The 20,303-nt window shown below is 37.1% G+C and carries 13 protein-coding genes; 1 reads left to right on the forward strand and 12 read right to left on the reverse strand.

What is annotated here, in order from left to right; all coding sequences use genetic code 11:
- The first annotated feature begins 160 nt into the window (after positions 1–160).
- Positions 161–3,139, forward strand: coding sequence for a glycoside hydrolase family 9 protein (locus A3EM_RS0110495; RefSeq protein ID WP_083925211.1), 2,979 nt, complete (start codon positions 161–163; stop codon positions 3,137–3,139).
- A gap of 93 nt (positions 3,140–3,232) precedes the next feature.
- Here A3EM_RS0110495 and A3EM_RS0110500 read toward each other — a convergent pair whose 3' ends face one another.
- The 12 genes from A3EM_RS0110500 to A3EM_RS45700 form a co-directional block, all read right to left on the reverse strand.
- Complete coding sequence (locus A3EM_RS0110500; RefSeq protein WP_020528164.1) at positions 3,233–4,363, reverse strand: AEC family transporter; 1,131 nt, start codon at positions 4,361–4,363, stop codon at positions 3,233–3,235.
- Between the two features lie 216 nt (positions 4,364–4,579).
- On the reverse strand, positions 4,580–5,752 hold the full coding sequence (locus tag A3EM_RS0110505) for a pyridoxal phosphate-dependent aminotransferase (protein WP_020528165.1): 1,173 nt from the start codon (positions 5,750–5,752) through the stop codon (positions 4,580–4,582).
- A gap of 158 nt (positions 5,753–5,910) precedes the next feature.
- Positions 5,911–6,336 (reverse strand): hypothetical protein, encoded by a 426-nt coding sequence (locus tag A3EM_RS0110510; protein ID WP_020528166.1) that lies wholly within the window; start codon positions 6,334–6,336, stop codon positions 5,911–5,913.
- Between the two features lie 75 nt (positions 6,337–6,411).
- Positions 6,412–7,917 (reverse strand): SusD/RagB family nutrient-binding outer membrane lipoprotein, encoded by a 1,506-nt coding sequence (locus A3EM_RS0110515; RefSeq protein WP_020528167.1) that lies wholly within the window; start codon positions 7,915–7,917, stop codon positions 6,412–6,414.
- A gap of 110 nt (positions 7,918–8,027) precedes the next feature.
- Complete coding sequence (locus tag A3EM_RS0110520) at positions 8,028–11,279, reverse strand: SusC/RagA family TonB-linked outer membrane protein (protein WP_020528168.1); 3,252 nt, start codon at positions 11,277–11,279, stop codon at positions 8,028–8,030.
- Between the two features lie 844 nt (positions 11,280–12,123).
- Entirely contained in the window at positions 12,124–13,212 is a 1,089-nt protein-coding gene (locus tag A3EM_RS0110530; RefSeq protein ID WP_020528170.1) for a protein-glutamate methylesterase/protein-glutamine glutaminase, read from the reverse strand.
- The gene (locus A3EM_RS0110535; RefSeq protein WP_026210221.1) at positions 13,209–14,042 is read right to left on the reverse strand and encodes a CheR family methyltransferase; all 834 of its coding nucleotides are present in this window, start codon (positions 14,040–14,042) and stop codon (positions 13,209–13,211) included. Before A3EM_RS0110535 ends, A3EM_RS0110530 begins: the two co-directional genes overlap by 4 nt.
- Before the next feature lie 50 nt (positions 14,043–14,092).
- Positions 14,093–15,229 carry an ATP-binding response regulator gene (locus A3EM_RS0110540; protein ID WP_020528172.1) on the reverse strand — a complete coding sequence of 379 codons (1,137 nt, stop codon included), beginning with the start codon at positions 15,227–15,229 and terminating at the stop codon, positions 14,093–14,095.
- 7 nt (positions 15,230–15,236) lie between these two features.
- The gene (locus tag A3EM_RS0110545; RefSeq protein ID WP_020528173.1) at positions 15,237–17,255 is read right to left on the reverse strand and encodes a chemotaxis protein CheA; all 2,019 of its coding nucleotides are present in this window, start codon (positions 17,253–17,255) and stop codon (positions 15,237–15,239) included.
- 2 nt (positions 17,256–17,257) lie between these two features.
- Positions 17,258–17,623 (reverse strand): response regulator, encoded by a 366-nt coding sequence (locus tag A3EM_RS0110550; RefSeq protein ID WP_026210222.1) that lies wholly within the window; start codon positions 17,621–17,623, stop codon positions 17,258–17,260.
- A 16-nt stretch (positions 17,624–17,639) separates the two neighbouring features.
- Positions 17,640–18,098 carry a chemotaxis protein CheW gene (locus A3EM_RS0110555; protein ID WP_020528175.1) on the reverse strand — a complete coding sequence of 153 codons (459 nt, stop codon included), beginning with the start codon at positions 18,096–18,098 and terminating at the stop codon, positions 17,640–17,642.
- A 14-nt stretch (positions 18,099–18,112) separates the two neighbouring features.
- Positions 18,113–20,254 (reverse strand): methyl-accepting chemotaxis protein, encoded by a 2,142-nt coding sequence (locus A3EM_RS45700; protein WP_020528176.1) that lies wholly within the window; start codon positions 20,252–20,254, stop codon positions 18,113–18,115.
- Positions 20,255–20,303 lie beyond the last annotated feature (49 nt).

Genomic DNA, 20,303 nt, shown 5'->3' on the forward strand with positions numbered 1-20,303 from the left:
AAAATCAACCATTTTAGAGATTTGCATGATGTGTTATTTTAAAATTGGAAAAAACAGAAAAATAATTAGCTGCATTTCAAAAAATTGAAATTCCCTGTTTTTTAAGGATAAATTTCCCTAAAATTAATTTTTGATTATAAAACAACTAACATTTAAGAAAATGAAATTTCGTCAAGCGCCAATGATGAAAGCAATAGCTTTGCTTTCACTTTTTACTTTATTTAAAATTTCGGTTTACGCCTCTGATATTGTGAGGGTAATTCCGCTTACGGACCAGATTATTATGGTCCAGTTTAAAGATGGTTATGTCCAATACCACGGACATAAACAAAAGAGAGGAGAAGACAAAGTGGTATTAGAGCCGCTAAATACTTCCCAGGCTTCTACTTTAGCCAGCTATTTTATTAGCAGCGAAGATGATCCCAATTATGCATCCCAATTAAATCCCAAAAGTGTGTCCCGAAAAACAAAAGGGGTGGAATTCACCTGGATATGTGAAAATTGGGGGGATAACCAGTGTAATAATACTTCGGATGACCATGTGAAAGGGCACTGGATTTATTTGCATTTGCCCACTCCTATGCAAACTGGGAACCGGTATAAAATTGAATTTGGTAAGCTTGCTGGGAACATTGATTATGTGTATTTGGATTATGATGAATCGGTTTCACGATCAGAAGCCATTCACATAAATCAAATTGGATATGTCCCTACAGCAGCGATGAAATTCGGTTATGTCTATCACTGGATGGGTAGTGGAGGTAAGCTGGATTTAAGCGGTTATGAAGGAAATAACTTCCATTTAATTGACTTAAAAACCAACGCAAAAGTGTTTACAGGATCTTTAACTTTTAGAAAGGATGCTTTAAACCCGGAAACTGGGCAGGTCGGGGATACACCCCAAGATAATTTTGTGGGGGCAGATGTTTATGAATGTGATTTTTCACAGTTCAAAACTCCAGGTGAATATGTATTATCGGTAGAGGGAATAGGAAGATCATTTCCCTTTAAAATAGATGCTGATGTTTACCGGCAGCCTTATTTTACCACCATTCGGGGATTATACCACCATAGAAGTGGAATTGAATTAAAAGCGCCTTATACTGAATATATCCGTCCGGCACCCCACCGCCCGGGAATCACCCCGGGTTTCAAAGGAAAACTGAAATATACTACCTCCCGATTTATTGACTGGGAAGATGGCAATCATGCTGAAGAGGATAAACCTGCAATTGAGGCGGGCATCCTGGGAGATCTGGATACCTGGGGATGGTATCAGGATGCAGGAGACTGGGATGGTTATATCACACATATGACTATTCCTAATATGCTCATGCAGACCTATGAATTGAAGCCTGAGAATTTTTTGGATGATGAATTGAATATCCCTGAAAGTGGCAATGGCATTCCTGATATTTTGGATGAAGCCTCTTTTTTGATTCGGTTTTTCCATCGCACCAGACAGGAATTGATGGATAAAGGTTACGGTACCGGGGGAATAGGTTCCAGGGTTTGTGGAGATCATTTTGGAGGAGATGGAGAGGGAAATGCTTCTTATGATGATGTGGAAAGGATCTGGATTGTTTCGGGGGAAGACCCTCATACCACCTATAAATATGCAGGGCTTGCCGCCCAATTGGCCTATAATTTAAATGTATTGGGAATGGATGATCCTGAGGGAGTGGATTGGGAAAAAGAGGCCATAGAAGCTTATAAATGGGCAAAAGAAAATACCAGGAATGGGGATGGGGCTAAAAAACCCGCTATATCCCAGTTGCTCCGGGATTACCGATTGTATGCTGCAGCAAGTTTGTACAGGATAACTGAAAATGTTGATTACCACAATCAGTTTATTACAGATGCTTCCTATATCGAAGGCACTACGGTATTGGGCGAAGAAGGAAGATGGGGGCCTTATCTATATGCTTTGCTTCCTGAAAAGCTTTTAACTGATGATGCTACTAAGGAAAATATAATGGAGGCTATCCTTACAACCGCGGATCAACAGTTAATCTATAGTGCAGAAAAAAGAGCCATGCGATGGGGTGGAAACTGGCATTTCCCCATGTTGATAGGTCAGGGAACTACTCCCTGGGTTTTTGAAGGCATGATAGGTTATCATATTTCCAAAGACAATGATGTATCAAAGGCCAATGAATACCTGTCGTATATTGCCACTACCTGTGACTATTTTCTAGGAGCTAACCCACTGAACATGACCTGGGTTACACAATTGGGAGAAAGGTATCCGGAAAGAGTTTTCCACATGGATTCTTGGTATAATGGCAAAGATGACATGGCTCCGGGAATTGTTCCTTACGGGCCATGGAGAGATCAGGAACCAGGTGCTCTTGGTCCCTGGGATTTGAACTGGCCTTATAAAACCATTTTTCCAAAAGGCATCGAAAACTGGCCAGGTCATGAACGTTGGTTTAACAATTATACTACTCCGCTTAATGCGGAATATACGGTTCATCAAAATATGGTCTATGCTGCTGTGGCTTTCGGCTTTTTAGCTGGGAAAGCTGATGGCACTTTTGTTCCAAATACGAAACCTGCTGTTGCCATTAGTTCGCACAAGGAGGGAGAAACACTTGATTTTGATGATGAAATGCCAACTATTGAAGTGACGGTTAGTGATCCTGATGGGGATGAAACTATCTCCAGAGTGGAATATTACCACGACTGGCATAAAATAGGAGAGTCTGATAAAGCTCCTTTTTCCTTCCAGTTGGTTAAACCAATTTACGATAATGAGGTAAAACTTCGGGCAAAAGTTTTTGATAAAGAAGGTGCATGGAAGTTTTCGGAAGTGATTAATCTGGTTTCAAAAGTGACCGGAATATTTGATGTTCAAAAAAATGAAAATCCTTTCGATTTATTTATTTACCCTAATCCGGGATCGGAAAAATTAATTTCTAGTTTTTTCCTTAAGTCAAATGCGAAGGTTAAGATAAAACTTAATTCCTTTACAGGTCAGGAATTGGGGGTTTTATTCTCCGGAAAATTAAATGCCGGACAGCAGGATGTTGAACTTCAATTACCGCAGGCTATTGAAAAAGGAATGTATTTTTTAATGCTCGAAGTGAAAAATCAGCAGGAAGTTTCCCGGCAGGTGAGTAAAGTTTTGATCAATTAGAAGGTTTTAAAAGAGAAGGGAATAGCATTATACTATTCCCTTTTTCATTTACCAAAACAAAATTCAGGTGAACAAAAGCCTCTTTTTTATCTGTTATTTAGCCATTTCAGGCTCCAATACTTTTACTTCTTCTTCTGCCCGGCTTTTCTTTACCAGTTTAATTACTATTGGTATACATGATAAAATCACAAAACAAATGCCTATGAGCAGGCTGTTTTTATAATCGAGCATGACTTCACTAAAGGAGAAAATGGATAACATAATCAAAGTTGAAAAGGGCAGAGAAGTCGCCAACATTACCAGGGCAATATCCGAATCGAAAGTTTTCTGTTTGCCTAAAGCCACATGATCCTTTTCCATAGCATCTATAGCACAAATATGAGCATAAGGCCAGAAACTACACGAGCTTTGGAAAAAAGTTACCGTCACCAAAATGTAAACTGGATCTGTAAGCTGAAATATATAAATGATGGCACCACTGAATAAGAAGGCCAATCCTGACCTTAAGGCCAACAAGTTGACAATCAACTTCAAATCATTCCATTTTATTTTAGCAGCTATTCCGATAAATATCAATACCAGTGGCGTCATGATGGCACTCATTTTTCCTATTGAGGAACCAACAAATTCTGGGAGATCGGTAATGGTTAAGCCAAAGGATAACAAAACTATTGCAATTACAATTGCCATATTAACTGGTTCTTTTACCAGAGCCAGTAGCAGCGATTTGAATTTACTTTGGCCTTCTTCCTCAACTCCCTTTTTAAAAATTGAATAGTGCAATTGCATAGCCAGTAAATATAGAATAATCAAAACGAAAATTTTATTTCCTATATCGGCTAAAGCAGCCAGTGCCACACTTTCTTCACCAAGATATTCTGCAAGGAATGGAAAGCAAGACAATCCGGGAGCCAGTGATGGAAATAAAAACATAAAAGAATTGAGCTTTCCCTGTTCTTCCTTTAGCCCTGTTGCTACCAGAATAACTCTGGCTAAACCCAGAATAATTAAATTGAATACTATTGCTATTACGGGTAATAGCAGCAGGTTTACATCAATATTTATTTTGAGAAGTGCAAGAAATATGGTGGCTGGTAAGGCTACACTCAATATTATATTTTTTATTCCGGTAATTTTTTCTTTGGTTGCAATTTTCCCCCTTAACATTACGCCAACACCAATCAAAATTAGAAGGGTAATGGTTTTTGCAAATGCTGAATTCATAAAATTTATAGCGGTTTTATTTTTATTAAATGTAGTAGTGGAATGAATAAATTAGCCACAGCTAAAAAAAGCGCATCGATTTATTCATTTATGATTAAATTAAAAGAGTGTAGAAATCTGTTTGTACTTTGTTTTTAGGTTTTTTAAATTGAGTTTTAAGCATTAAAACAAAAAGTGCAAGCCAAAACCGCCTGCACTTTTTTGTTAGATTTATACTTATGCTTCGAACGTTTTCTTTAAAGCGGGAACAAATAATTCCATTTCTTCCATGGTACCCATACTTACTCTTCCCCAAGGCTCATCGTCAATATCAAAAAGCCGTACCCCTACACCCTGTCCATACATACTTTTCATATAGGCTTCTCCTTCCACTGGCAATTTGAAGAAAATAAAACTGGTAGAAGATGGAATGTATTCTACACCCATTTCCTTGAAAGCCTCATAAACAAATCCCTTAGCTTCCAGATTTTTAGCTCGGGACATTTTAAGGTATTCTTCATCTTTTATACTTGCCATTGCAGCTCTTAAGGAAGTGATACTCAGGTTATAAGAAGATCTTAAAATATTGTTGATAGACTCAACTCTTTCTTCCTTAGCTACTAAATAACCTACTCTTAAACCAGCCATTCCATGGATTTTTGAGAAGGTTCTGGCCAAAATGATATCTTTTCCTTCTGCTATTAAACCCACCATGCTTTTCTGGTCTTTTTCTTCCATAAAATCGAGGTAGGCTTCATCTACGAACACCGGTGCTTTTTCCGAAGCTTTAGCGCAAAAATCCCAAAGTGCTTTTCCATCAGTAATAGCCCCGGTAGGGTTATTTGGGTTACATATATAAATCAATCGAGTTTCGTCATCAATGGCATCCATCATTCCTTCCAGATCGTGCGACCAGTCTGTTTTACATGGAATATTTTTCCAGGTAGCACCTACTCTTTTTGCACTTCTTACTACAGACATATAGGTAGGGTCTGCAGAAACAATATTACCTTTTCCATCACGGAAAGTGATCACAGCTGTTTTTTCAAGTAAGTCTGTCGAACCAGGACCTAGAATGATTTGCTCTGGCTTTACACCTTCTTTTTCAGCAAGCATTTCCCTTAACTTTATCACATCATAGTGGGCATAAAGGTTTCCAATACTTGCAGATTCAGTGATAGCTTCCAAAGCCAATTTTGAAGGACCAAATTTATTTTCATTGGCATTTAATTTGGCTTTCAGGTTATATTTATCGTAGGCAAAGGGTTTTACCATAACTCTTGGTTTGTTCAACCAAAATGGCTTTGCGTTTGGAGTAGCTCCATATACTGAAGCCATACCTAAACCTAATCCTCCTGTAGCTAAAAGACTGCTTCTTAACCAGTCACGTCTGTTCAATTTTGCTTTCATTGGTAAATTTAAATTTTATAATGGTAATTTTTTAAATAATAATTAATAGGATGATGCTGATTTTTAGGTAGTTATAAGTTTTTAGCTTTTTTTAAAATGACCTTAAAAAGGAAGGCTACTTTTAGTTGGTATAGCCTTCCTCATGAAATATTTTTAAATTACTCTACTGTTACGATATGGTAAATCCTAAATGGTTTCGAATCAAAACTGCCAACCCATTCCAATCTTAAGTTGCTGGTTGCTCCTCCTAATTCAGCCCAGGATTTAGAAAAATTGATCGTACCACTTGCGTCAGTAGTGAATGTTCCAATTTCAACAGATTCATCTATAAACACAGTGATGTTTAACCCAGCAACAGGAATAGAATCTATTCCAACATTCTGATCAAGAATTCCGCTTTTGTCCAGGTCATAAAATGTTGCTGTAACATCAACTGGAGCAGTTTCCGGGAAGGACTGACCATCGAACATAGCCAAAACGGGCGATTCGATGATATCAAATTTTAATTCCGGTTCATCATTACACCCGATGAGTACTACGGAAACTGCCAAGAGTAAATAAAGGAGTATATTTTGTGCTTTCATTGTAATTCGTTTTTATTAGCTTATATTTTTTTGTAAAATCAATCCTCTCCAGGTAAGGCTGATTACAGTAATAATTTATTCGGCCCACCACAATTTTGTAAGTTTATCGTTTGGTCCTCCATTTAATCCTTCAGCGGCTTCTACATTTGATTTATTAAGAGAATATTCCGATTCAGGATATTGTAGTCTTGTGGGGACTTTACCCTCATTTTCAAAAATTGAATTTGGATCAGGAGTAGAAAGTACTGGGAAGCCGGTTCTTCTGTATTCGGTCCAGGCTTCAATTCCCTGACCAAACATGGCTTTCCACTTTTCTGTCATGATGGTTTCTTTATCAGCTGAAAGACCTGCAAGATAACCGGCAGGTACCTCAAGACCATAATGCTCAAATGAGGCCGTTACCGCCATGTCTAAATACTCTTTTGCGCTCATTCCACCGGAGTAATCACCATCCAAAGTAGCCTCAGCCAGAACAAACAAAAGCTCACTGTATCCCATAACTACGAATGGGGTTAATTCCTGAGTAAAAAAAGATCCTGGCCGGGAAGCAGTATTGATATATGCACTTGCTAATGCTTCAGGAAGTCCGTTTGGAGCTCCATAGTATTTTCCTGCAAAATCTCCACTTGCTGCTTCATTTGCATAAACTGTGATTCTTGGGTCGGTTGCATTTCCATCGGCATCAGCCATTTTTTCAACTAATGTTTTGCTCAGAGACCAGTCTTCTCTGGCCTGGAAAACCATGATATCGTGCCATGCATTGTTGTTATTGCCATTATTCCTTGCTTCATGAACAAATAGCGCCTGATCATCAATACTGGTGAAAACAGGATAAGCAGCAGGGTTTCCTAAGATTTCTGAAAATATAGCGGCTGATTCAGCAGGTTTTTTGGCAGACTGCCTGTTGGCTAATTTCAATCTTAGGGAATTTGCAAACTTTTTCCACATGAGTACATCTCCGTTGAAAAGGATATCCCCATTAATGGTTGCGCCCGATTCATCCAGCATGTCCGAAGCTGTTTTCAGGTTGGCTAATATTGAGGTATAAATCTCTTCCTGAGAAGTGTAAGCCGGAGCAAGAATACCTTCAGTTCCTTTTATCGCTTCAAGATAAGGAACAGCACCCCAGGTATCAGTGATCACAGAGAAAACATATTCCCTCATAATGATAGCTGCTGCTTCGAAGTTTGTATTTTTATAATTTCCTTCTTCATCTGAAGTGATGTCCACTACAGTTTGAATGTTTACCAAAGTTTCCTGATAAAAACCTTTCCAGTTATTAGTCCTCATAGAAGCATCCGGATTGTAGGTATCTCCTTCGTTGGTGTACTGGTTTCTGGCCAGGTGTTGCACCCAAAGTGTTCCTCCATCAAGCCCAAGTCTTTGCAAACGGGTAGTATGGCCGTGGATTCTCCTGAAAGCCTGTCTGATGCCTCCCGGGAAAACTGTTTCTGGTGGTACTACCGTAGGATCATTGGGATTGGTATTGAGTTCTTCAAATTCGCTGGTACAGCTTCCTAAAAGCAACACAAAGCAGCTGAGTAAGGAAATTGTGATTTTTTTATAGCTATGGAAATTCATGTTAATTCGATTTGTGTTCAATAATTTTTAAGTGTTTGATAAGTACCTGATTTATTTAATTCCTGATAAATCCAGGCACTTATTCAGTACTTTGAAATCTGAAATTCAGATTAGAAAGTCATATTGAAGTTGAACCCTACACTTCTTGTAGTAGGTGTCATAGCATAGTTCAGTGCACCAAGAAGGTTACCACCTTTAGCATTGATTTCAGGATCAATATGAGGATGGTTTTTCCAAAGAATAGCCAGGTTTCGTCCAATGATTGAAAGTCTCGCTGATTTCACAAAACCTCCAGTTATTTTCTTAGTAAAATCTGAAGGAAGTCCATAAGTCAGGCTCATTTCCCTCAGTTTGATGAAACTGGCATCATAAATTGCTCCTTCATTTACAGATCGCACACTGTACATTCTGGTCACTGATTTAGTGGGCTGAACCACATCATTTTGCACATAAACAGGGTTTTCGTCAGTACCTACATTTTTTACACCCATACCAATTACCCCTTCTTCTCTTCCAAGAGCAGTTACAGGATATATTCCTGTTTGCATACCCGTACTGGTACTTTCATCGGCAATATCGCCCCCCATTTTTCCATCAATCAGAATGTTTAGTGACAAACCTTTGTAAGCAAATGAATTTTGGAAACCCCAGATATAGTCCGGAGTTACATTCCCGATTTTTTGCAGTGAACTTTCTACTTGTGGGATACCATCTTCAAAGATGATCTGACCATCAAATTCTCCGCCCTCTACTCTTTTATATGCCGAGCCATAAAAGGTGCCATAAGGCTCTCCAACTCTTGCTTCAAGGCTCAGACCCCTATTGGAGTGTAATACCAGTGTTTCAAGTCCTTCTGCTAATTCTACCACTTCATTGGTGTTTTTAGCATAATTCAGGTTTATATCCCAGGTAAATCCTTTAATCTTTACAACCTGAGCATTCAACATAAGTTCCACACCTTTATTTACGATTTTCCCTGCGTTAAGCAACTTGCTATCAAAACCGGTAGCTTTTGATACTGCAACTCTTACAATTTGATCGGAGCTGGTCTGGTCATAATAAGATGCATCAATACCAATTCTTCCATTCAAAAATTGCATTTCCAAACCAACTTCTTTTCCTGTGGTTATTTCTGGTTTCAATTCGCTGTTGGCAATTCCATCACTTTGGGTAAAAACCGGAGTGCTTGCATTCCAGGGATCTGAAGAAGCATATACCTGAGTAAGGCTATATGGATCAGTATCGTTACCCACCTGGGCCCAGCTTCCTCTGATTTTAGCAAAAGAAAGCACATCATTCTGGATATTCAGCATCTCTGTAACAATACCGCTTAGGGAAACAGATGGATAGAAATAGGAATTATTGTCTGCAGGCAGTGTGCTCGACCAGTCATTTCTGGCAGTTACATCCACAAATAAATAGTCTTTAAACCCAAAGCTGAATGAACCAAACAAACTATTAACCTCTTTTTCGGAAATTGCACTCCTGTTTGTGTTTGGAGACGCATTGTTAGCCAGGTTATATAATCCGTTGATGGTTACATCATTAACAGCCGTAAAATTTCTTTTGTAATAATTTGTTCTGTTGGCTCCTCCAACCTGAGCATTTATAGAATACCCGTCACCAAATCTTTTATTATAAGAAAGGATGAAATCTGAGTTTGTCTCCTGTCTTCTTAAAACTTCTTCGTAAAAGGCTTCAGTTCTTGCAGTACCACTTTTTATTCTGGCATCTCTTGTGATATTGATTCTGGTATCCGTCCACATATCAGTTCCAGATCTCACCATTAAAGATAAGTCAGGGGTAAAATCATAGGTCAAAGCGATATTCCCTAATATTCTGTCCTTGTCATTTGAATTGGTCATATACTTTGAATAGTAGAATCTGTTATTCGCAAAGGAATGTTGCCAGTTCGCATATTGGTATTCGTCATCTGGTCTGGTGATATGCACATCCATAAATTGCTCATAATCTTTTAACAGCCCCCAATCGTCATGTCTGTGGTGCCAGGTTTGAAGTTCCCAGTAAGACTCATTCTGACGGTTTCCGGATCCGGATTTTATGTATTCGGCACTTACTTTTGCATTGAATTTATCCGTAATATTATAGGCTGTATTGATTCGGAAGTTATTCCTTTTGTAATCGTTGTTATAAACAATTCCTTTTTGGTCCAGCTGACCGAAAGATAATCTGAAATTGCCTTTATCATTTCCACCAGAAATTGCCACATTATTAGTAACTGAGCTACCAGTTTCCCAGAAGTTATCCCAGGAATCAGGTACGGGCACTAATGGAGCAGTTGCTTCACCTGACCACCATGTTCTGATCATTCTGCCATCCATCGGAGCACCCCAGCTTTCATCAACTCCATTGGTTCCATTGGCAGGAGCATTTGGGTAAACTGCTCTGAATTGCTCCAGTGCCAGGGGATCAGTAATCCCACCATTTCTACCATCAGCATACCAGGAAACATAACCATTACCTCCGCCATAAGTATTTTGGAATTTGGGGCTAACCAGTGGCTCCTCGAAGGTAACATTAAGATTGTACTCTATGTTAAGTCCTTTGGAAGAACTCCCTGTTTTTGTGGTAACCAGAATCACACCATTAGCTGCTCTTGATCCATAAAGAGCAGCCGCATTAGGTCCTTTCAATACGCTGATTGATTCTATATTGTCGGGGTTTAAATCGGAAATACCGCCACCATACATATTGGCAGCAGCAGGAGATTCCGAAAACTCATCGCTTCCTACCGAAGAGGCCAAACCAGGGTTTACAGAAGGAGATGTATTTTCCATAGGTACACCATCAATTACGTATAACGGCTGATTATTCCCCAGAACAGAGGAATTTCCTCTAATGGTCACCTGAGAACCGCCACCTACACCACTGGAAGGGGAAACCTGTACACCAGCTACTTTTCCCGATAAACTGTTCACCACATTAGTGGATCTCACTTCAGCCAGCTCTTTGCTATCTACTGACTGGGTGGAATATCCAAGGGCTTTTTTCTCCCTCTCAATACCGAATGCAGTAACGACAATTTCACTCAATTGCTGGGCTGATTCTTTCATCACCAGGCTAATGGTAGTTTGGTTATTGATCTCAATATCCTGAGTTTCAAAACCGATATAGGAATATAACAGGTAGTTATACTCCGAAGGTACTTCTATAGAGTAATTACCATCGATATCAGATACAGTACCAATGGTGGTTCCTTTAATTATAACAGATACACCGGGCAAAGGCTCATTATCGGTGGCTGAGGTTAATGTTCCTGTAATGACTCTTTCCTGCCCAAACGCAAAATGGCAAAAAATAACCAACAGAAAGCAAATAGTTGAAGGTAAAGTTTTTTTCATGTTATAAATTTTAAAAATTGACGATTGTACTTTGTTATATCTACTGTAGCACCTGATCAAAATCTGGAAAGATTTTAAAAAAAGGATGTAGATATCCATTCTATCATTCAATCATTTTTTGAATAACAGCAGAAAATTTGTTAACCTCAATATGGCGCTATGCAGACCAATTGATTTTAACCAGACAAATAGAAAAATTCGGAATAATAATAGATTAAATTTAGTTGTAACGTATGCTTTAAATCACCATAATCAATGCTTTTAAATTAAAAATAAGTTGTGTTTATTTTATGTCTGTATTTTAATCTTATTGGTTATTTAATTCTAGAACTAAATAGAAGTGTTATCTGAATCAGACATCCACTTTTGTTATTATTTGGGTGCTTTTAGTTCTCTGATTAGATAGTAGTAATTGTTATACTGGATGAAAAATATTCTGCGAAAGCTCTTTGTTGAGCTATTTGCTAAAGTTCTTGTGTGGTGATAAGGAAAGTGTGTTAATTTGTTTTGATGAAGTAAACTTAGAAACGTTTTTGTAAAAAATCAATGATAGGCTGATTTTTTTTGTGAAAATTACTAAAAACCATCAATTTTTTAATATTAGGGTAATATAATACCCTTATTCTGTATAAATATCACAATTTTAAGCAAAATAGGGTTATTTTTAAACTAAGTATTTGTTACTACATGGTTTTTGCATAATCACCAGCTAATTTTCTCAAAAAGAAGGGATTTCCTCAAGAATGGTGATTTTTTCATTCCACCCGCCTAATAAAAAACCATCCATCAGTAAATCATTAGTGATGGATGGTTTCATGGTTTCCTCCAATTGGAAGTAAAAAATTTACCCCAATAATCTTTTATTTATCACCCCTGCAATTTTATCCAGAGGTAGTACTTGCCTTACAGCGCCCAACTCTATCGCTTTTCTGGGCATTCCGAATACCACACAACTGCTTTCATCCTGGGCAATGGTTTGTGCTCCACTCTGCTTCATTTTCAGCATAGAAGTAGCACCATCATCTCCCATTCCTGTAAGCATAATTCCCAATGCTTTTTTCCCTACATATTGAGCCACTGAATCAAACAATACATTTACTGAGGGTCTGTGTCTATTCACCAGATCGCCCTGAGAAATTTTTATCCTTTTTTTACTTCCACTTTTCCAGATGGACATATGGTAATTACCTGGGGCAATATAAATGGTATTAGGCTGGATTAATTCATTGTGCTCGGCTTCTTTCACATATAACCCACTGCATTCATTTAAACTATTGGCAAAGCTGGTTGTAAATTTTTCAGGCATATGCTGAACAATGAGAATAGGAGGGACCTGGTCTGGTAAATCCTCCACAATTTTTTTTATGGCAACAGTACCACCAGTTGATGCACCAATAACTATTAGAGAAGGTTTACCCTCCGAAATAATTTCCTCGGAAACTTCCCTCTGGGCAATTTCTTTCTTTGGGGTAGCTAAAACCGGGTCTTTTACTTTTTTTGTAATGGGAATTTTAACCTTGGGATTCCTGGCAAAAAAAGCAGATTTTAGGGAATCGATAAATTTGATCCTATATTCTTCTCTTTGAATTTCGGTTGCAATTCTTGGCTTCGACAAAACGTTTACTGCTCCGTATTCAAGCGCTTTTAGAGCCACCTCTGCACCCTTTATCGTTTGGTTGGAGATTACTACCACAGGCATAGGGGCCTGTTTCATTATTTTTTTAAGGAAAGTAAGACCATCCATTTTTGGCATCTCTATATCCAGGGTAATCACATCAGGTTTTACCTGCTGTATTTTTTGTACAGCAATATAAGGATCACTGGCTGTACCTATTACCTCAATCCCCGGATCACTTTCCAAAAGAGATTTAAAAGTTTGGCGAATAAGAGAAGAATCATCTACAATTAAAACCTTAATTTTATTCAAGATCATATTTTTTGATAAATAGTTGGTCTGATACTTTTTATGGGTAGATTAGTGCCTATAGCAGATTCAGAATGGCCTAAAAATAAAAATCCTCCAGGCTTTAACTTATCCACTAGTTTTTTGAGTACAGCATGCTGCGTTGGCATATCGAAATAAATAATTACATTTCTGCAAAAAATAAAATCGAAATTTACGGGCAAATTATAATTTGAGTTATTCAGATTCAGTGCACCCAGCTTAATTCTTGAAGAAACTTCCCTGTTGTTGAATTTTAGTTGTTGTTCACCACCCTCTAAAATAGGATCAAGATATTTATCTTTTAGATGTTCAGGAAGATATTCCAATTCTTTTACCTGAAAAACTGCCTTCGCTGCTTTTTGGAGAGAAGGAACGGAAACATCCGTGCCTATAATGTGAAAATCTGCATGATAATTTTTCTCTCTGAATTCGTTCATAATCATGCCAATGGAATAAACTTCTTCTCCTGTTGAACAGCCAGAACTCCACACATTCAACCTTTTTTTATTTCCAGATTGCTGAAAATAAAGTGGTAGTGAATTTTTTAAAAATTCAAATTGATAGTCTTCCCTGAAAAAATAAGTTTTATGAGTAGTTACCAGATCAATAAAATTATTATACTCAATTTTAGAACTTTGCTCAAAAATAAATTTTAGATAAGACGCAAATGAGGGCTGTCCAAGAAGATGTAATCTCTTTTGCAGTCTGGATTCAATCATCATTTTCTTGGAAAAAGGGATATTTAATCCATATTTCTTTTTTAAATAATGCGCCAAGGCATAAAATTGATCATCGTTTAATTTTTTTGATTTATTCAAGTTTTGATAGTTTTCAAGATGGTTAACCTGGACAATTGTCATAGTAATTATTAGTTTAATGGTGTACGTTTAACTGTCATTTCCGAAACATGAAAATTTATGATTGCTCTTGTAAATAAATTTTTTTCACTTTGAATGTGCAGTTTCCATCCCAATTGTTCAAAAGCAATTTTGCTGATAAATAACCCAAGTCCGTTACCTTTTGAATATTCATCTCCTATAAAAAACATATCAAATATTTTATTTTGATATTTATCCTTTATACCAGAGCCATTGTCCTGAATAACAAGAGCCTTCGCCTGATCCAATTTTGCGATTTCGATATTAACTCTACCCTCCCCATTTAGGGATTTTGAGGCGTAGAATACAGCATTATCAATAATGGGAATCAAGCCATTTTTAAAAATTTCACGATCAGCAAATAAATCCACATCTGGAGTAATATCAATATTTATTTGTACTCCTCCCAGAACACTGTGCGTTTCATCTAATATTTCGCGAATTAAGTCATGGAGATTAAATATAGATGGACATGGTTCATTCGATCTGATATTTCCAATAATGGCCAGTTGTTCATTAACCGATTCTATCCGGTTAACTGATTGATTTATCTTTTGGAAGTAAACATTTTCCAATACTTCCGGGAAATCCCGTCCTAAAAGGTTGATTAAGCCCTGAATGGAGCAAATAGGAGAGCGAATCTTATGAGATGTTTGGTAAAAGTAATGTTGTAAATCGCTTTCAATTTCAATTAATCGTTCTCTTTTATCTTCTAAATCCTTTTTGAGTTGCTTTTTTTCTGATTGTAACAGTTTGCCTTTTTGGCTCAATCTTATTTGAGTGAATACCCGGGCAATCATTTCTACTTTATTGAAAGGTTTCAAAATATAATCAGAAGCACCAACTTTCAGTCCTTCATCTAGATTTTTTATATCCGAGGTGAGAAGCAGTACAGGAATATGTCCATAAAAATCAAGTTTTTTTATCCTTCTGCATAATTTTAACCCATTATGATCGGGCAAATGAATATCAAGAATAATTAAATCGTAGGCTCCATTTATAAGTTTTTCAATTCCGGAATGGCCATCTGCAGCAAAATCGACTAAACAGTCTCTGGGTTCGAGAATTTCCCTTACCGCATTAAAGACACTTTTCATGTCATCAATAACCAAAATTTTATACGCCATTGAATACTTAATTTTGGAGTTTTAATGCATTTAATAATAAGGCTGTACTCCCGTCACCCAGTATGGAAGCGCCTGAAAAACAATCCACTGATTTTAGTAATTCATTTAGGGGTTTGTATACAGTTTGCAACTTGCCAATAATGCCATCTACCACCACCGCTATTTTGGTATCATTCTTATTGATCACCACTACAGTTTCATTTTTGGGGAAATCTTTTTTTCCAAAAAATTCCCTGAGCGAAACAAATGGGGTCAATTGCCCATTAAACTGAATTTGCCTGCTTTTCTTTTCGAATAATTCCTCGTGCTCTGCTACATAGCAATATTCTACTTCGCTAATAGGAATTAAATATTTTTGCTCAGAAACATTAACCACAAGGGTATCAAGTACGGTGAGGGTGAGAGGTAAGCGTATGGTAAATATTGCTCCTAAGCCTTTTTCAGTTTCTATTTCCACTTCTCCTCTTAAGGAAGAAATTTCCTTTTTCACTACATCCATCCCCACACCTCTTCCACTAATTTTTGAGACGTTTTCTGCTGTAGAAAAGCCCGGGAAAAATATTACATTTAGTAATTCCTTGTCAGAATATTCCTTATGCTTATTTAAAATTCCTTTTTCAATACCTTTTTGCCTGATTTTCTCCAAATCAAATCCTTTCCCATCATCCTGAATTTGAATAAAAACATGATCTCCACTATTAAATGAGGAAAATTTGAGCAGTCCTTTTTTTTCTTTATTGTGCTGAAGTCTTTCTTCCGGAGTTTCAAGTCCGTGGTCGATGGCATTTCTTATAATGTGCATTAGAGGCGCTTCAATGGCATTAATCATACCCCTGTCCAGTTCGGTATCAAGACCATCCGTTATAAATTCTACTTCTTTCCCAAGATCTTTGGAAATCGTCCGGATTAACCTTTGGAGTTTTACTTTAATGATATTAAGTGGAACAAGTCTGATGTTAAATGCAGAATCCCTTAACTTTAAAGTAAGCCTTTCCAGTTTTTCTATAGCTTCATTCAGTTTGTGATTTTTCTGGTCCTGCATTAAATGCTGAAGTTCTGAACGAAAAGTAACCATTTCACTGACAATATTGATCAGGGAATCTAATTTTTCAGTGGATACATTTACATGGCCATTTTTTCTCTTTTTACCCGAAACAATTTCTATGGTGTCTTCTTTTTCCTCTTGTCTCATTTCTTTGAGCTCAGCAGAAATCTCCACAGCCTCTTTTTTTGCCTGTGTATGGAATAAATCCGGTATCCACTTGGTAAACTTCTCCACCCTGATTTCAATTTCTTTTTCACTCAGTTTTATGGAATCGCTATAAGGAGGAATGGATAAATCGGCTTTACTCCTAATGGGAATAATTTTAAATTCATCTCCCTTTAAGAACATAAAAATATCCTTAATCTCATCAGGTTCATCTTCAGTAGCTATTAATAATTCGAAAAAACTAACCAGTTTTTTATCGGCCAACTGCTGTTCAAGAGGGACAGTTTCATTATGGATAATTGTTTCTGAATTACCCAACTCCTCAACTTCTTCAAGTATAGCCTGAATTTTTATTCCCCTTTTAAAGATATTCTCTCCAGGTTTTAAAATTACTATATAAGCACTTGAAGACCTGGCTTTAATTTCCTGATTAATGTTAGAAGATTCTTTACTCTGACTACTGTCACAAAGTGTTTGGATATCGCCAACTATCTTTTCTATTTCATTCCGGGCGTTTTTCCCATCGATCAGATCAATAAATACATCAACAGAGTGGAGGGTAAGGTCCAAAATAAAATCATCCTGATCGATAATACCATCCCTGATATCCGAGTAAAGGTATTCCATTTCATGTGAAAGCCTCTCTATATCCTCATAACCAAATAATCCAGCGCTTCCTTTAAGTGTATGTAAATACCTGTATACATTATTAATCTCCTCAGGATTATTGGGAGACTCCTGTAATTCCATTAAGGATTGTTCCAGGTTTTTTAGAATTTCTTTAACCTCTACTATGTATTCCTGTTGAAGATCCATTCTTATTTTAGAGCTCGGTTTACAATTTTAAGAAATCCATCTGCCTGAAAAGGCTTTTTTATCCATGCAGTAATATCCTCATCCAATGCTTTTTGAATTTTCTCTTCTTTTACCTCAGTAGTAAGAAGTAAAATGGGGATATAAGAATAATGTTCATTTTTCCTGACCTCGCTTATCAACTCAGCCCCATCCATATTCGGCATATTGTAATCCGTAATCAAGAGGTCCAGATCCTGCCCATCGAAGTGTTGTAAGGCTTCTTGTCCATCTGCGGCTTCTAAAATTGAATACCCTGCTTTACTCAATAAATTCACTATAATTTTTCTGGACACATTAAAGTCCTCAGCAACAACTATTTTCTTGCTCATGTCTGTATTTATTTTATTACTGAACAAGTTCAGCTAATTCTCTTTTAAAAATTTTCTTTGCACTCAGAATCATATAAAAATGTTCATTCGATTTATACATTCCATCGAGGGTATTGGTATCAAATCCCATGTTTTCCAAAGGCGGAGCCTGAATCTCTGAAGACGAAATATGTACTACATCCAACACATCATCGATAATTACCCCCACCTGAATATCTCCTTCATCATTATTAATTTCTAAGATAATCACCTTGCTTTTATCATGAATGGGTGTTTTTCCAAGATCAATCTTTTTAGCAAGATCCACTACGGGCACCACATTTCCCTCCAGATTTATAGCCCCTGAAATAAATTCTGGTGCTTTGGGAATACGAATTAAATTTTCCAGGTTTATCACTCTAAGGACATTCTCTACCGAGATTCCAAAGAATTCTTTCTGTAATGAAAACAATAAACCGTGTATATCATTTTTCATAATTTGATTCCGGTTTATTTGGTTGAATTTAAATTGTCATCACCCTGTTCTTCATCATCCATCATTATTTTTCCTGAAAACCCATTTTCATTATCAAAATCATCCAGTTCAATGGTTGGTCCTCCACCCAGATTATGAGTATTTTCGCTTTTTAAACTTTTAGTCTGGGTGTATTCTTCAGTTCCAGGTTGATCTCCTAAAATTGCCTTCAATTGTTCAATCTGGTTAATTATTTGTTCCCGTTTAAAGGTTGACTCATCCTTTTTATCCAATTTGAAGAAGGAAACTGTAGTTTTCAGTTGCTCTGCCTGATTGTTGAAGTTATTTGAAGCAGACGCTAATTCTTCAGAGGAAGAGGCATTTTGCTGAGTTACCTGATTAAGTTGTGTAAGTGCTGCATTGATTTGTTCTGCTCCAGATCTTTGTTCTGAACTGGAATTTGAGATTTCACTTACCAACTGGAATGATTTTTCTACATCCGGAGCCAGTTCATCCAAAAGCTGATCAGAGTGTTTAGCCTCCTTAATGCAATTTTTAGAAAGATTAATAATGCCCTCTGCAGATTGCTGGCTTCTTTCAGCAAGTTTCCTTACTTCACTGGCTACTACAGCGAATCCTTTCCCATGCTCACCAGCCCTGGCAGCTTCTACGGCTGCATTTATAGCCAATAAATTGGTTTTATCTGCAATTTCATTTATGATTTCAATATTGTCAGTAATTTCCTTTATGGCATCGAAAGTCAATTTAGTAGCATTTTTTACCTGAGCCATTTTGTTGGCAGCCTCTTGTGACATCTCTCTCGCCTGAGAAGCATTTTCAGCATTCTGGTTGATATTTCCTACCATTTGTTCTACTGAAGAGGAAATTTGTTCCAGTGAACTTGCTTGTTCTGTGGCTCCCTGGGCCACTGCATGTGAGCTCCTGTTTATTTCCATAGAACCAATAGTGATTTCATCAGCACCCCGGGTAATATTATTCACGATATCTATCAGTTTCCGGATCATATTTTTTAAAGCACTATCAAGCTGGCCATTATCAAGTTTAGCATCCGCGGTTGACTTGGCACTGTGAAGGTTTCCACTAGCCACCAGATTCGCCACCACAATACTATCGTTCAGGCTATCGATTAATTCATTCATTGAAACCTGAGTTTCACCTAATTCATCATTACTCTTAACTTTAAGATGGACCGGAATGACACCTTCAGCCAACATAAGTGCAGCCTCCTGGATAGATAAAATATTATCGGTAAGCCATTTTGAAAAACGCATCGCTATGATTATTCCCAACCCTAACTGTATAAAAAACACAATAAAAAATGTCAACAAGGTCTGGAAAGTAATTTCTTCAGTTTTAGCTTCAATTACCTCCTCAAGGTCCTGAATCATTGGCTCTATTTTATGAATATATGCCCTCATATCACCTTTCAATCCACTGTTCTGATCAAAACCAATTGCTTTTTCTGCATTTACCACCGCATGGAATTTTTCCTGGTAGATATCCAGCTTTTCTTTCAGTTGCTTATTTTTGGAGGAGGAATTTAATTCAGACTCAAAAGCAGCTATTTCCTTATCGAATTTTTCCACATATTTCAGGTCGTTTCTTAAGAAAAAATCTTTCTCATGCCTCCTGAGGGTAAGCATTCTTACATTGTTGAATTTTAAATTTGATTTTTCTATGGAATGGATAGCCGATCGTAAAGCCCCTTCATCACCGTAATCTTTAAATCCTCTGGTGCGGTACGCATCCACTATTTTACGGAAGGTCTGATCATATCCGGCAAGATTTTCTTTCAGAGCCGATAATTCCTTGTTGATCATTAATTTCTCTGCCCAATCATTTTTTCCAAGAATGGTTAACAATGAATCCTGATCATTTATGTAAGCATTTATAGAGGATAAATATTTACTTTCCCCGCTTTTCATAAAACTTTCACTGGAGGTTTCTCTAAGAAAAAAGTCCTTTTCTGCTTTTCTCATTTTAAGTACAATTTCGTTCACCGACATGAAACCTTCTTTCATTTGGCGGATTTCCAAAATCCTGTTTATTGAGAAATAACCTAATCCTGCCAGCACACTGGAAAAAAGTAAAACCGCTCCAAACGCAAGCAAAAGTTTTCCTTTGATTTTGCTAAAAAGTAATTTTTTAAGTTTCATTTTTTATGATTTAACCGATAATTGTTGATTTTTTTAAATCCTATTTGAA

Origin of the sequence: Flexithrix dorotheae DSM 6795 (assembly GCF_000379765.1) — a bacterium.
GTDB classification, from domain to species: domain Bacteria; phylum Bacteroidota; class Bacteroidia; order Cytophagales; family Flammeovirgaceae; genus Flexithrix; species Flexithrix dorotheae.